The organism is Adlercreutzia shanghongiae, from assembly GCF_035830635.1.
GTDB classification, from domain to species: domain Bacteria; phylum Actinomycetota; class Coriobacteriia; order Coriobacteriales; family Eggerthellaceae; genus Adlercreutzia; species Adlercreutzia shanghongiae.
On record NZ_JAYMFI010000059.1, the window covers coordinates 1 to 1174 of the forward strand.

Here is a 1174-nt window from a genome sequence, read left to right on the forward strand (position 1 = left end):
AGCTCCGCGGACGGCATGACCAGGCAGTTGATGCCCTCCCTGTACAGCACGTCGTTGGTGACGTTGTTGCGCTGGTACACGACGACCGTGCCGGGGCGCACGCACAGCGTGTTGGAGCCGTCGTTCCACTGCTCGCGCTCGGCCGCGATGCGGTCGCCGCCGCCGCAGGGGATGAGGCGCACCGACTCGCCGACGTACTCGGAGAGCACCTTCTCCAGGTCCTCGTTGCGCTCGCGGATCTTGGTGCCGCCCTTGCCGTCGGGCGTGATCTCGAAGACGGTCAGCGGGCCCATGATGCCGGGGTGGATGGTGAACTTGTCGCGGTCGATCTGGGTGAACACGGTGTCCAGGTGCATGAAGGCGCGGGAGACCGGGATGTTGAACGCCAGGATGGTGTCGATGTCGCTGGTCTCGTCGGAGAAGACGTTGTGGGCCAGCTGGTCGATGGCGTCGGGCTCGGTGCGCTGGGAGATGCCGATGGCCAGCACGTGGTCGTTGATGTTCAGCACGTCGCCGCCCTCGATGTGGAAGGTGTAGTCGCGGTGGTAGTACTGCGGCACGTCCTTGAAGTCGGGGTGGTAGTTGAAGATGTAGTCGCCGTAGATGGTCTCGCGGTTGCGCGTCTGGCTGAACATGCGGTTGATGCCCACGCCGCCGCCGATCATGTTGAACGGGTCGCGGGTGAAGTAGAGGTTGGGCATCGGGGCGCACACGAGCTTGGTGCGGTCGGACACCATGTCCACGAGCAGGTGGGTGTCCTTCTTGGGCAGCTCCTGCAGGTTGATGCCGGCCATGGTCTTCATGACCATGTCCTTGGTGCCCGCGTAGTTGGAGTTCATGTAGTCCTTGATGATCCGCGTGTAGGTCTCGGTGCGGATGCCGGCCTCGTAGATCCACTGGTCGAGGAACTTCTCGCGCAGGGCCGGGTCGGTGTCCAGGGCCTCGGCCATGAGGTCCTCGAGGTAGACGACCTCGACGCCCTCTCCGCGCAGGATGTTCGCGAAGGCGTCGTGCTCCTCCTGGGCGACCGGGAGGAACGGGATGTCGTCGAACAGCAGCTCCTCCAGGGTGTTGGGGGTGAGGTTCAGCAGCTCGTCGCCGGGGCGGTGAAGGATGACCTTCTTGAGCTCGCCGATCTCGCTCTTGACGTTTACTCCTTGCATAAAAGCTCTCC

General features: G+C 63.9%; 1 protein-coding gene. It reads right to left on the bottom strand.

Annotated features, from left to right (window positions below; genetic code table 11):
* Window positions 1-1163 (bottom strand): arginine deiminase (locus VJ923_RS12195; protein ID WP_326441861.1); only part of this gene is annotated, 1163 nt, incomplete at its 3' end.
* Window positions 1164-1174: the final 11 nt, after the last annotated feature.